At 46.0% G+C, this 12,137-nt stretch carries 10 protein-coding genes; 3 read left to right on the forward strand and 7 right to left on the reverse strand.

Annotated elements, in window-relative coordinates:
* Positions 1-36: 36 nt before the first annotated feature.
* The 5 genes from MUK70_RS28740 to kduD are packed head-to-tail and all read right to left on the reverse strand — an operon-like array spanning position 37 to position 5,524.
* Positions 37-1,560 carry a tagaturonate reductase gene (locus tag MUK70_RS28740; protein ID WP_234657850.1) on the reverse strand — a complete coding sequence of 508 codons (1,524 nt, stop codon included), beginning with the start codon at positions 1,558-1,560 and terminating at the stop codon, positions 37-39.
* Positions 1,561-1,572: 12 nt separating this feature from the next.
* On the reverse strand, positions 1,573-3,513 hold the full coding sequence (locus MUK70_RS28745) for a glycoside hydrolase family 88 protein (RefSeq protein ID WP_374759740.1): 1,941 nt from the start codon (positions 3,511-3,513) through the stop codon (positions 1,573-1,575).
* A gap of 23 nt (positions 3,514-3,536) precedes the next feature.
* Positions 3,537-3,884, reverse strand: a complete 348-nt coding sequence (locus MUK70_RS28750; protein ID WP_234603905.1) for a cupin domain-containing protein — start codon at positions 3,882-3,884, stop codon at positions 3,537-3,539.
* Positions 3,884-4,714, reverse strand: coding sequence for a 5-dehydro-4-deoxy-D-glucuronate isomerase (kduI, locus tag MUK70_RS28755; protein ID WP_234657852.1), 831 nt, complete (start codon positions 4,712-4,714; stop codon positions 3,884-3,886). Before kduI ends, MUK70_RS28750 begins: the two co-directional genes overlap by 1 nt.
* A 39-nt stretch (positions 4,715-4,753) precedes the next feature.
* A complete protein-coding gene (kduD, locus tag MUK70_RS28760; RefSeq protein WP_234657853.1) occupies positions 4,754-5,524 on the reverse strand; it encodes a 2-dehydro-3-deoxy-D-gluconate 5-dehydrogenase KduD in 771 nt (256 codons plus the stop codon).
* A 275-nt stretch (positions 5,525-5,799) separates the two neighbouring features.
* On the opposite strand from kduD, the gene MUK70_RS28765 reads away from it, so the two are divergent.
* Positions 5,800-6,837 carry a LacI family DNA-binding transcriptional regulator gene (locus MUK70_RS28765; RefSeq protein WP_234603902.1) on the forward strand — a complete coding sequence of 346 codons (1,038 nt, stop codon included), beginning with the start codon at positions 5,800-5,802 and terminating at the stop codon, positions 6,835-6,837.
* A 20-nt stretch (positions 6,838-6,857) separates the two neighbouring features.
* Positions 6,858-7,334 (forward strand): NUDIX hydrolase, encoded by a 477-nt coding sequence (locus MUK70_RS28770; RefSeq protein ID WP_234603901.1) that lies wholly within the window; start codon positions 6,858-6,860, stop codon positions 7,332-7,334.
* Here the strand turns inward: MUK70_RS28770 and MUK70_RS28775 are convergent, their stop codons facing one another.
* Complete coding sequence (locus tag MUK70_RS28775; protein WP_234657854.1) at positions 7,335-9,482, reverse strand: glycoside hydrolase family 31 protein; 2,148 nt, start codon at positions 9,480-9,482, stop codon at positions 7,335-7,337.
* A gap of 177 nt (positions 9,483-9,659) precedes the next feature.
* Between MUK70_RS28775 and MUK70_RS28780 the strand changes: the two genes are divergently transcribed.
* Positions 9,660-10,820, forward strand: coding sequence for a methionine aminotransferase (locus MUK70_RS28780; protein WP_234657855.1), 1,161 nt, complete (start codon positions 9,660-9,662; stop codon positions 10,818-10,820).
* Between the two features lie 16 nt (positions 10,821-10,836).
* Here the strand turns inward: MUK70_RS28780 and MUK70_RS28785 are convergent, their stop codons facing one another.
* The gene (locus MUK70_RS28785) at positions 10,837-12,072 is read right to left on the reverse strand and encodes an ABC transporter permease (RefSeq protein ID WP_234657856.1); all 1,236 of its coding nucleotides are present in this window, start codon (positions 12,070-12,072) and stop codon (positions 10,837-10,839) included.
* Positions 12,073-12,137: the final 65 nt, after the last annotated feature.

The raw sequence follows: 12,137 nt of genomic DNA on the forward strand, positions 1-12,137 counted from the left end.
ATTAAATTGAGCTGATAAAAGTTTGGCGCTTGTGGTTCAGGCGTACTCGGTTTTTTCAAGGAATAACTTCAATGTGTCCAGTGCGCCCAGTTGTTTCAGGGATTCGAGATGAGAGACGATGTTTTTGCGGATCACCTCCGATTTGGAAAGATCTTTTTGCCAGATCGACTGATCTTTCAGAATCGCGGTAACCATATCTTCCAGCTTAGCGATCTGCCATTTCTGGTGAAAGTAGGACGCTTTTTGATCCTGGATCAAATAATAGGAGCCATTTGCGAACCCGTAATAGTTATCACCATCTTTTCTGACGGGCTTCATATAAAAGATATATGCCGCAAAGCCGAATATAATGTGTTCCGGAAATGTGTCACGGGTTTTTTCGTATTTCATAAAGACCGGCATCACCCGGGAAAGCATCTTAGCCGAATAATTCTGCGAAATGTTTAGCCATTTGTGCCTTAAATGGGGATTATGAAACCGTTCCAGCACACTGCGACAAAATTGCAAGGCACGAGCTTCGGCAACCGGATAAGGGATCGCCGGTGCGATTTCGCTTTCCATCAGATTAGCAAGATAGGTCGCAAAAAGTATGTTGTCCATCGCTTCGTCCACGGTTTTGAACCCACACAAATGCGCCAAGCCGCTTCCGAGCGTATGTGCGCCGTTCAGCAATCTCAATTTTAGTTCGCGATATAATTCAATGTCCGGTTCGATGACCAAGCCCTCGTCTACTTTGTGGAAAGGCAGCTTTTTTCGAATGCTCGCGTCACCTTCAATTGCCCACAAGTGATAATGTTCGGCCATGATCAGCAAGTCGTCCTGATAACCCAGCTCTGCTGCCAGCTGTTTGCTCACATGCTCATCCGGCCTGCCCGGCACAATCCTGTCTACCAATGAATTGCAAAATGAATTATGGTTTTCCAGCCAGTCTATAAATGCTGCTTCCAGCCCGTTCCTATGCGCGAGTTCCAGCACAATGGATTCAAGTTTTTTACCATTATCCGTGATAAGTTCTGTGGGAATAATCACCACGCCGTATTCCGGGTTTCCGCCAAAAGCCACGTAACGGGCATATAAAAACGCCAGTAACTTTCCCGGAAACGAAACGGGCGGCCATTGGTAAATATCATCCTGAACAAGCTGAATGCCAATTTCCGTGGTGTTGGAAATCACAATGCTGATCGCAGGGTTCTTAGCAAGGTCCAGCACAAGCGACCATTGCGTTTTAGCAGACAAAACCCTGCTAATGGCCGAAGAAATGATGTTTTCCTCTTCTACGACACCATTTTGGCTGCCGCGCAAACAAATCGTATACAGATTGTCCTGCCGCTCGAATGCCTTCAAGTCACCTTCATCCGTAGACTTTACAACCACAATGCGGCCGTTGAAAACGCCCTGCCTGTTGGCTTTATCGATAAAATAATCGGCGAGACCCCGTAAAAATGCGCCTGTTCCAAATTGAAGCACTTTTTCAGGCAGTTGAAAAATAGAATCATCGGGGACGGCAAGCCCTGGCTGATTTCTTAGCTGGCCAAGATTTTCGCGAAAAAGGCGGCTCATAACATCACAGTTTTATTTTTTAACAACCTGTTTTAGTAACCAATCGGCCAGATCTTTTCCTGCTTCAAAGTTCTCAAAGCTCGTATCAATCCTACGTCCGTCGAGATATTCATTGTAAAGCCACGGATCACCCACGGCAAAAACGGTCCCTTTGCCGTATTTGGAAATTCCCAAAATCACGTCCCCCTGATCCGTCAGGGCTGACTTGGCTGGTGCAGAGAGCAGGAGGGGAGAAAGTTCTTTAATGTAAATTTTGCTGGCTGTTTTGAAAATGCCTTTGTTATCCGCCGGAATCATCAATTTACCTTGTTCAAACTGCGTTTCCTGAACCATATTTCTATTCTTGCTGGTGAATTGTATGCCAAATTTCTTAGCCAACTCATTGAAATGCATGATCTCACAATTGGCAGTGTCATTCGCCATCATGACCAGCACGCCGCCATTCTTTACCCAATTTTCGATCTCATTCATGTCGTTTGGTTGAATGAAATTAGGGTTGGGCGACTCCTTTTTTGTGTCCGGGTCTACGATAATGTAAACGTCGATCCCTTTTAGTTTTTCCGAAGTCGGCGCGCCCGAAACGGCGACTGTTTGGGCACCTAACTCTCTGAATATTTGGCCCCATAGCCAAAATCCTGAGTGCAACCGGTCCTCCCAGGTGTAGTGAAATGGTTCATTTTTCCCGTCGGGCAGTTTTTTGAATTCTTGATTAAAGTGATAGTCCAAGCCAACCGTTTTGCCTTTGCCCACTGCATTTTCAGCTGCAATTTCTATTTCAATGCTGGCAAAAATGAATGGCCCGATGCCTTTCAAGTCGTTTTTCCGGATGGGTTCGCTCAGATAATATTCGTAGGTTCCGTCGCGGTAGGGCGTGCCGCCGAGTCCGCCTACACTTACTGTTTTGTTCAGACTAAGCAATCCATCTTTTTCTTTCTCAACAAATTGCTTCAATGCTCCTGCATAGCCACGCTTCGCATTGGCTGCAAATGACTGATCTATATAACCCATCCTGGAAGCCTTCGCCAATGCATAGATGAACATGCATGACGCCGAAGCTTCAAGGTAATTTCCTTTCCTATTACCCTGATCAATAACCTGATACCAAAGTCCGGATTGCTGATCCTGATATTTTGCCAGTACAGGCGCAAGCCTTTTCAGATATTGGATTAGTTCAATTCGTTTGGGGTGGTCTTTGGGGAAATAATCCAGAACATCCACCAACGCAATGGCATACCAGCCAATGGCCCGCGCCCAGAAATTAGGTGATCGACCCGTTGTTTTATCCGCCCATTTCTGCTCACGGCTCTCATCATACGCATGGTAAATCAGGCCTGTTTTTTCATCAACCGCGTACTTTTCTATTAATGCGAATTGCTTTGCAATGTCGTCGAAATGCTCGGGATGATTGAAGAGCAGGCAGTATTCCGCGGCAAAAGGCTCGCCCATAAAAAGGCCGTCCAGCCACATTTGATAAGGGTATCGTTTCTTATGCCAATATCCGCCTTCCTTTGTGCGGGGTTGTTCTTCCAATTGCTTCCAGAGCAAATCAGCCGCCTTTTTGTATTTTTCTTTGTCCGGTTGTGTTTGTTGATAAAGTGTAAGTAATGCTCTTCCCGGCGGAATATTGTCAATGTTGAAGTCGTCAAACTTATAAGTTCTGATGCTGCCGTCCGGTCTGACATATTGATCCAGATCTTTTCTGATGTATTCAAAATATTTGCCTTCTCCTGTTCTGTACCAAACCTTTTCAATGGCTTTGAGCATTAATCCTTGCTCATAGTCCCATTTGGTTGCCGTATTTTTTCCAACTAATATAGAATCTTTGTGACGTGCCATGAACGCATCCGCCATTTGTCGGGACATGGGAATTTCCTGTGCCCTGACATGGATCATGATATTAGGGGCAGAGCAGAATAGTGCAATAAACAAAATGTTGCGTAGCAGTTTTTTCATCAGAAAAGCAGAAACATTGTAGACTAGGTTTTTATAAAATCGGCACGCATCGGATTGAAAATATCAACCAGCATCCCCGCTTCCAGGCATAATGCGCCGTGAACCACATCCGGCGGAATGTAATAGGCGTCTCCACCGCTCAGTATGCCGGTTTTCGGGCCAATCGTTATTTCAAATTTGCCGCTTTCCACGTAACTCATCTGTGTATGGAAATGGCTGTGCAACGCGCCAACGCCGCCTTTTTCGAAAGCCACTTTAACCATCATCAGATTGTCATCATAAGCCATGATTTTCCGCTTCAAACCGCCGCCCAGTTCTTCCCACGGAATGTCCGCGTCGTCAATAAATTCCCTTCCTTTTATATCGCTCATTATCTCAAATCAGTTATCGCCACTGCGTCCATATCTGTGTAATCCCTGTTTTCGCCGGCCATTCCCCAGATAAAAGAATAGCTTGCAGTGCCACAGCCTGAGTGGATTGACCAGGGCGGGGAAATGATCGCCTGACGGTCGGCCAGCCATAAGTGGCGGGTTTCGGTTGGTTCGCCCATCAAATGCAGAATGCGCTGGTTAGCAGGCACATCGAAATAACAATAGGCTTCCATGCGCCGGTCGTGGACGTGCGCTGGCATGGTGTTCCAAACGCTTCCGGGCTGCAAAACGGTGAGCCCCATCACGAGTTGCGCACTTTGGATGCCGCCTGCATGAATGTATTTGTAAATGGTCCTGTGATTAGAAGTTTCCATGCTGCCCATGATCGCAGGCGCGGCGTCTTCCTTTGTGAAAAGTGTAGCAGGAAATGACTGGTGCGCAGGCGAGGATAGGAGATAAAAAACCGCAGGATCGGCCTCATTTTCGCTTGAAAAAACAACTTCCTTCGTCCCTTTTCCCAAATAAACACAACCCAGCTTACTGATTTCAAATGTTTGGCCATCAGCCTTCACCTGGCCTTTCCCGCCAATGTTAATGATCCCGATTTCCCTTCTTTCCAGGAAATATTCGGCTTTCAATGAGCCATAAGTCTCCAATGTGAGCGCCGTGGCAGCCGGGATGGCACCTCCGATCATAACGCGGTCATAATGCGTGTAAACGAAGTTGATCTGATCGGTTTGGAAAATATTTTCAATTAAAAAGTTCTCGCGCAAAGTCGCCGTATCCATTTGAGAAACTTCTTTTCGGCTACTTTCAAATCTGATTTGCATAATATTGGTTTTGCTGGGGTTATTAAAAATTAGAAATGGTTATCGGCCCATCCAGCCGCCATCCACTGTTAAAATGGCTCCATTCACATAACTTGAAGCATCCGACGCCAGAAATAGAGCAGGTCCTTTGAAATCTTCCGGCAGGCCCCATCTTCCGGCGGGAATGCGTTCTAGAATGGATTTGCTTCTCACCGGGTCATTTCTCAAAGCCTCCGTATTGTCTGTATTGATATAACCTGGCGCTATGGCGTTCACATTTACACCTTTCCCGGCCCATTCGTTAGATAGTGCCTTCACAAGTCCGCCAATCGCACTTTTGGATGCCGTATAGCCGGGCACATTAATACCGCCCTGGAATGTGAGTAATGATGCTGTAAAGATGATTTTACCATATCCACGTGCAATCATATCCCGGCCAAATTCCCTGGACAAAATATAAGGCGCGTCCAGGTTAATGTTCAAAACCTGGTCCCAATATTCGTCTGAATGCTCCGCCGCTGGTTGCCTCAGGATAATGCCTGCATTGTTGATGAGAATATCGATGCGGTTATGCGCTGCTTTTACTTTTTTAATAAAGGCATAAATACTTTCCCGGTTGCCCAGATCGGCTTGGTAAGGATAGAATTTTCTTCCGGTTTGGGTGACGGAGGCTTGCAAGTCGCTTGCCGACGCAATGTCAGACGAAGAAACGCCAATAATATCGGCTCCCGCTTCTGCGAGCGCCTCTGCCATTGCCTTTCCTATTCCCCGGTTGCAACCGGTTACCAATGCGGTTTTGCCCGTCAGGTCAAATAAATTTATCGTACTCATTAAGGAATGGCAAATTGTGTTTTTCGGGGTAACCCCTAAATTACGCGTCGATCTTAGAGGATCGTTAATTTCAGCAGTTTAGGCCGAATAGTTAGAATTATCAAATAATGAATTGTCTTTTTTTGTGCAATCGTTATCGGGAACGTTGTCAGCTCAAGCAGGGTGGCAAACATCTTCCGATCCATTTAGATATTCATTTCTATTTTAGTACATTGACTTCATGTTCGATAAAGTATATTTAATCAAACATGAAGTTGGAATAAACCAATTTTTCTTTGGAGACTATCACAATAAAGGACATTGCCAAAGCGCTGGGACTTTCGACTTCGACCGTCTCTCGGGCTTTGCGCAATAGCTATGAAATAAACCCGGAAACCAAGAAATTGGTAATGGAATATGCCGAGCGGATGAATTATCGTCCCAATCCTATCGCGCTGAGTTTGCGGGATAGCAAAAGCAAGTCCATCGGTGTCATTATTCCCGAAATCGCCAATCATTTCTTCTCGCAGCTCATCAATGGCATTGAATCCATAGCCTATAACCTGGGTTATCACGTGGTTATTTTTCAGAGCCATGAGTCTTATGAGCGGGAAGTTGCCAATACAAATTACCTTGTTTCCCGCAAAGTGGATGGCCTTTTGATTTCTCTATCCAGCCTGACAACCAACTTGTTTCATTTTCAGGATCTGATAGAAAGGGGCCTGCCTATTGTTTTTCTGGATCGCGTTCCGAATGGAATTGAAACGCACAAAGTGGTTGTTGACAATTTTGCCGGAAGCTACGAAGCAACAGAACATTTGATCAAATCCGGCAGAAAACGCATTGCACACCTGACAAGTCCTATTTACTTATCCATAACAACCGAACGCTTAGCGGGATATAAGCAGGCTTTGGAAGATTACGGTCTTCCTTTTGACGAATCTTATGTCAAATATTGTTATCACGGAGGCAAAGTAGCCAGTGAAAATGAGCAGGCAGTGCAGGAAATGCTTGAAATGCCCGAACCGCCAGATGCAATTTTTACAGCCAGCGACCGTCTTACAACGGGTTGTATGTCTGTTTTGCAAAATAATCATATCAGTATTCCGGAACAGATTGCGATTGTTGGTTTTACCAATATCAGTGTTGCAGAATTGCTGAATCCGCCATTAACTGCCGTTGTGCAACCCGCCATGGAAATGGGACAGCAGGCCGTAGAGCTGTTGATCAGGCTCATTGAGCATCCGCAGAAGACGGACGTTTTTGAAACCAGATCATTAAAAACGTCGCTGATCATCCGCGAATCGTCCGTAGGAAAAGCCAAATCATTATAATCTTCAAATAATTAGCATAAATGATCAGCCTGGCCATTGATGGAGCATTGTTTAATTACCGTGTTGCGGGCGTTGCGATTGTGGATGGAAAAGTGCTTCTGCATAAAACGCCGTCTGATAAATTTTGGAGCCTGCCTGGTGGCCGCGCTTCCCTTTTTGAGTTTTCCAAGGACACATTGATCCGGGAAATGCAGGAAGAAACCGGAATGGATGTTGAAGTGGGCGAAATGCTGTGGATTTCGGAAAATTTCTTTGTTTACAATGACATCAAGCACCATGAGCTTGGATTTTATTATCAAATGGAAATCCCGTCTTTAAAGGATCAGAACGATTTTATCGGTGTGGAAGGTGATGGTGAATTGTTTTTTAAATGGCATTCCGTTGCTGAAATTTCACAAATTAAGCTCTATCCCGAGTTTCTTGCGGCGGAATTGGCACAAAATCCGCTTCGTGTGAAACAATTTAGTTCCGGTTTTATTAATCTGGATCAAGCGTGATCATTGCGTCATAAAGCGCCAGGTAACGTTGCCGACCGTGCTCGGTTTATTCGCTTCCGCCTTGGAAATGCTGCCTTTCATTTTTCCGTCTTTTTGCTTTTGAACTTGAATGGTGCGCCACGAAAAAATGCCTTTTTCATATGCGAATGTCTCACCATCATCATCATAGAGCTTATAGCTTCCATTCTGATCGCCATAATGCCTTACTTCCAGGTCCACTTTTTGCCCGGCTTTGGGCGCGTGCAGCATGGCGGGCATCATGGGAATGATCGCGCCGTTTTTTACGAAAACCGGGATCTTATCGAGGCCTGGTGAGATGGTGATAATTTCTCCGTCGCCCACCAATTTTCCAGTGTAGAAATCAAACCATCGGCCTTTTGGTAGGATGACTTTGCGGGAAGCCTGACCCGTAAACAGGGGAGCGACCAGCAGAAATTCCCCGGCCATATATTGGTCTTTCACCTCCCTGATGAGTGCCTCTTCATAAGGATTCGCTTCCAGGTCCGTGGGTGTTTTTTCTTTACTGACAGGGCCGGAAAAGCCTTCTTCCAGACTCATTCCGCGGAATGGCGGCGTGCCGTCGTAATGATATTTCGCAAATTCAGAATACCAGTAAGGCATCATGCGCATGCGCAGTTCAGCAACGGCTTTAATTTGAGGGGCAACTTCCGGAAATGTCCATGGCTGTGTGCTGCTGGACCACGCATTGATCATGGCCATGGGCGAAAAGCAAACTGTTTGGAAACGCCTCAACCATTCTTCGGCGGTTTTGGATGCGCGCACCTCAGGCGTCCATAAAACGCCTGCATAACCGCTGTTAATCAATGCCGTAATGAAATCTTCGTGGCTGTAATTATCATTGTAAATCACGTAGGGGAAGGATGCACCCCCTGCATTGGACGCACGCACGAGACCGTATGTACGTGAATTGTTTCGCCGGAACATTTCAAAACTGTGCTTTTGCACGAGCAAGCCGTAGGTCTGACGGATCTGTTCCGAAGAGCGACCCGAGGGAAAAGTAGCGACATCCGGCCATAAATAAGAATCGTAACCATCCACTTCATCAATCTTGTAACCACTCACACCGATTTTTACATGTTCTTTTTCAAATTGATCAAAGAGGACTTTTCGCGCTTGCGGCATGGAAAGGTCCGGCACAAGACCATTCCAAACTGTATGCGAGCCAGTGAAAGGCAGGATTGGTTTGTAAATCGCCGCATCAGGAGATACATAAGGATTGGTCCATAAATTGATCCTAACGCCCATCGCGCCCATTTCTTTAATAAACCCGGCCGGATCAGGAAAGCGTGACTTGTCCCATTCAAATGTGCACGGATAGGACTTGCTTTGCCAACCGGGTTCCAGGCCAATAAAATCAAGTGGGAAGCCTTTTTCTTCAAATGCTTTGGCTTCCTGTTTCACTTGCTCGGCCGTGTAAAGCCGGTGCACGCGCTGCGTAAAACCCAGTCCCCAGCGTGGAGGCAGGCAACCGCCCCCGGTGAGCAGATTGAACCGCTGAATCGCATTGATCGGTTTGGGGCCGGCAAATACATATATTTCAATGCCTTGCGCCGGGATCAGCATTTCCACGGCATCGGAATAAGGATGCGCGCTCCAATGCTCGTTTGTGTTGCGATCCATCACTTCCGGCGGATTTTTGCTGTCTTTCCGCACATTGGAGCCCGCATATACATCCATGTATTTGGCAGAATTTACAAAAACACCATAACCTAACGACGACACATAAAACGGCACAGGCGCGTGCGTGCGGCCATTATCGGCTTTTCCGTAATGATCTGCATGCAATTGCATGATCCTTCCGCGCTGGTGCACGGTCTGAAAATTTAATCCGAAGCCAAAAAGCTGTTCGTTTTTAACCAGTGGCAACCGGAGATAAGTTTTACCATTGTTCTGCTCAACACGGATCTCGGTCATATCCAATGGAAATGCTTCCTTTGAAAGCTTTTGCAGCGTTGGCGAAGGAGTGGTTTCTGCGGCTTTGAGCAAATCATAATCATCCGGTTTTCCAGCGATTCCTTTCCACACACCCGGATACATTTCCTGCCATTGAATGGTTTGTGCGGTTAATGTCGCAGGAATCAGGTAAAAAAGGAAGATTAGCGGGCGCAGGCAAAGAACGTGATGCATGGGGAAACGTAGTTGTGAAATAATATAAGTTCCGAGGTGCGTTTTATACTAAATATTGTGGTAAAATTTCCGGCAAATACACGCATTAATGCTATGGGACGTTGCTATAAGCTATATTTGAAGCTTTCCTGAGCACTTGGGAAAAGTTTTCATTCTGAACAACTCCATAGATCTCATATGTATTTGAAGGCCGGTCTCCGCTCCAAACTTCCCCGCGTTGGAACCACAATTTTCACAAAAATGTCCAGATTGGCCGAAGAGCATCAGGCGATTAACCTGGCGCAGGGCTTTCCGGAGTTTGATTGTGCGTCCGAATTGCAGCAACTTGTTGGAAAATACATTACGCAAGGCAAAAACCAATATGCGCCCATGGCCGGGGTAATGGCTTTGCGGGAGGCGATCGCAAAGAAAGTCTTCACCGCAACGGCAAGAGAATACCATCCCGAAACCGAAGTCACCATTACAAGCGGTGCTACGGAAGCATTGTATGTAGCGTTGTCCGCCATCGTGCATCCGGGTGACGAAGTGATCGTTTTTGAGCCGGCCTACGACAGTTATGTTCCAGCCATTGAACTCAATGGCGGCATTCCGGTTTTTGTAACATTGCATCCGCAGTATGAAGGCATTGACTGGCAAGATGTAAGATCGAAAATCAGCCCGAGAACGAAGGCAGTGATCATTAACACGCCGCATAACCCAACAGGGAATGTCTGGAAACTATCTGATCTGCAACAGCTTGCTGGCATTGCAGAAAAGCACGACTTAATGGTGGTGAGCGACGAAGTTTACGAACACATTATTTTCGATGGCCTGCAGCACATTTCCGCTGCATCCATTCCTACCCTGGCTGAACGCACGTTTCTGTGCGGCTCGTTTGGTAAAACATTTCACACAACCGGCTGGAAAATAGGCTATTGTCTCGCTCCAAAAGCATTGACAGCCGAATTTAGGAAGATCCATCAGTTCCTGGTTTTCAGCGTGGTAACGCCCGTTCAGTTTGCCATGGCGGAATATCTGGAGAACCCTGAGCATTATCTGACATTATCAGCATTTTACCAGCGAAAAAGGGACCTGTTTGTCAATGCAATCCAGGACATAGGCTTTGGTTTGAAACCTTCTGAGGGAAGTTTTTTCCAGAATGTTTCCTATGAAAAGCTCACTAATGAAAATGACCGGGAGCTTGCTGAGCGGCTGACCATTGAAGCGGGTGTAGCATCCATTCCGGTTTCTGTTTTTTACGATCAGATCACCCATTACCACACGCTGCGTTTTTGTTTCGCTAAAAATGATGACACGCTGTTGAGGGCTGCGGAATTGTTGAAGAAAGTGATTTGGTAAAACAGACTTCAATCTATTATTTTTTGAACAAAAGTGCCTTGATAGGCGTGATTTGCGAGATTATCAATGTAGGGATTAATAAAATGAGCCCGGAAATAACAATGGTAATCACGTTGACCATGAAGAAAATAGGCCAGTCGAAAACGATGGGCACGGTGTCCATGTAATAATTAACAGGATCAAGCGAAATGACTTTAAACTGGTATTGAATCCAGCAAATCAGGAGCCCGGCAATGTTCCCGATAATGATGCCTTTGCGTACCATATGAAGCCCGACCCTGAAAAAAACCATTCTGATCTGCTTATTGGGACTTCCCAATGTCTTCAAAAGTCCGATCAGCGGCGTTCTTTCCATGATCATTACCAGCAGGATCGAGATCATGTTGAAACAGGCAACAAATAGGATCAATGTTAAAAAAACGGCTGTGTTGCGGTCCAGCAATAAAAGCCAGTCGAAAATTTGGGGAAAAATGCTGGTCACCCGTTGGAGATAAATGGATGGTGGGAGCGTCCTTCTCAGTTGCGCAGCAACTTCATCCAGCTTCTCGAAATCCTTCAAATAAACCTCATAACTCCCAACGGAGTCCTTTCCCCAGCCATTGAGCCGTTGCAGCAGACTAATGTCACCAATGATCAGATTGTTATCGAATTCCTCCATTTGGGTGTCGTAAATGCCTGTTACGGTTAGTTTACGCGGCCGGGGAGGGTTTTGAAGCGAATACATGATCACATTGTCACCGGATTTAAGCCGGAGCTGGGAGGCGATTTTATGGCTGATCAGGATTTCTGAGGAATACCCGTATTTGATCGAAGTCGAATCTTTATTGGTAATAAGTTTTCCTTCAATCAGGCTTCCCTTGAATGTTTTCCAGTCGTAATCCTGGCCTACGCCCTTTAAAATAACTCCTTTGATCTCGTCGGCGGTTTTTAAAATGCCGGATTTATGTGCGACACCTTGCCATCGAAGGATTTCCGGTATTTTAGGTAATGCTTCGGTGATCGGATTTTTTACAAAAAGCGGCGCTTCCTCGTACGTGTTACCAACCGCAAATGAGGAGATATTGATGTGCGCACCAAACAGGAAAATCTTTTGGCGGATGGTTTGTTTAAAACCCAGCAGCACGGCAAAAGCGATGATCCCGACCGCAATCCCGATGGCAATACTGGCAACGCCGATGCGTGAAACGGTTGCAGAAAATGAGCCTGCTTCGTTGTGGCGGATGCGTTTTGCGATGAATGAGGGGAATTGCAAGAGGAATCTACTGGTTAATTTTTATGTTTGGCAAAAATAGGGAAAAACATCTGCCGGTACGCACA

The sequence above is a fragment of the Dyadobacter chenwenxiniae genome (assembly GCF_022869785.1).
Classification (GTDB): Bacteria; Bacteroidota; Bacteroidia; order Cytophagales; family Spirosomataceae; genus Dyadobacter; species Dyadobacter chenwenxiniae.

Bases quoted from the DNA above. Each gene is read 5' to 3' on its own strand.
- MUK70_RS28750 (WP_234603905.1), bottom strand. From the start codon at position 3,884: ATGAGCGATATAAAAGGAAGGGAATTTATTGACGACGCGGACATTCCG.
- MUK70_RS28745 (WP_374759740.1), bottom strand. From the start codon at position 3,513: ATGAAAAAACTGCTACGCAACATTTTGTTTATTGCACTATTCTGCTCT.
- MUK70_RS28770 (WP_234603901.1), top strand. From the start codon at position 6,858: ATGATCAGCCTGGCCATTGATGGAGCATTGTTTAATTACCGTGTTGCG.
- MUK70_RS28780 (WP_234657855.1), top strand. From the start codon at position 9,660: ATGTATTTGAAGGCCGGTCTCCGCTCCAAACTTCCCCGCGTTGGAACC.
- MUK70_RS28740 (WP_234657850.1), bottom strand. From the start codon at position 1,560: ATGAGCCGCCTTTTTCGCGAAAATCTTGGCCAGCTAAGAAATCAGCCA.
- kduI (WP_234657852.1), bottom strand. From the start codon at position 4,714: ATGCAAATCAGATTTGAAAGTAGCCGAAAAGAAGTTTCTCAAATGGAT.
- kduD (WP_234657853.1), bottom strand. From the start codon at position 5,524: ATGAGTACGATAAATTTATTTGACCTGACGGGCAAAACCGCATTGGTA.
- MUK70_RS28775 (WP_234657854.1), bottom strand. From the start codon at position 9,482: ATGCATCACGTTCTTTGCCTGCGCCCGCTAATCTTCCTTTTTTACCTG.